The following is a 752-nucleotide window of genomic DNA, read 5'->3' as shown; positions in this document are numbered from 1 at the left end:
CAGACCGTCCAGTGCGACGGTGACGGCAGCACCGGCAACCGCGTCCAGGTCGTGTACGTCCACGGCCCCGACCGCGACCGCTACTCCGAATACGTCGCCTCGTTCCGCAAGTGGGCCGCCGACGCCGACCTCATCTACTCCACGAGCGCCCAGGAGACCGGCGGCGTCCGCCACATCCGCTACGTGACGGCCGCCGACTGCACGCCGACCGTGCTCAACATCGAGCTCCCGGCGTCCGCGCTCTCCGAGTTCAGCGCGACCAACAACGCGCTCGCCGGCAAGGGCCTCGACCGCCGCGACCGCAAGTACATGATCTTCGCGGACACCCAGATCTACTGCGGCATCGGCACCTTCGCCGGCGACGAGCGGCCCGGTCAGAACAACCAGAGCAACTTCGGCCCCTCCTACGGCCGTACGGACTCCGGCTGCTGGGGCGGCCACACCGCCGCGCACGAACTCGGCCACAACCTCGGCGCGGTGAACAACAGCGCCCCCAACACCAGCCGCGGCGCCCACTGCACGGACGAGTGGGACGTCATGTGCTACTCGGACACCCCGTACTACCCCCAGATGCGCAACATCTGCACCAACCAGGCCGCCGAGAACATCCTGGACTGCAACCACGACGACTACTTCCACACCAGCCCCAAGGCCGGAAGCTACCTCGCCACGCACTGGAACATCGCCGACAACCAGTTCCTGATGAAGGGCAAGGGCGGCAACCCGAACCCCGACCCCAACCCCAAGCCCAC

Annotated in this window: 1 protein-coding gene; it reads left to right on the top strand. The window is 67.8% G+C overall.

The genetic code is table 11. From position 1 onward, the window contains the following. A partial coding sequence (locus IF09_RS0139565) for a zinc-dependent metalloprotease family protein (protein ID WP_030304430.1) occupies positions 1-752 on the top strand: 752 nt, incomplete at both ends.

Origin of the sequence: Streptomyces katrae, assembly GCF_000717655.1 — a bacterium.
GTDB classification, from domain to species: Bacteria; Actinomycetota; Actinomycetes; order Streptomycetales; family Streptomycetaceae; genus Streptomyces; species Streptomyces katrae_B.
The sequence above is the reverse complement of the archived record's forward strand: the minus strand, read 5'-3'. Positions and strand labels throughout refer to the sequence as shown.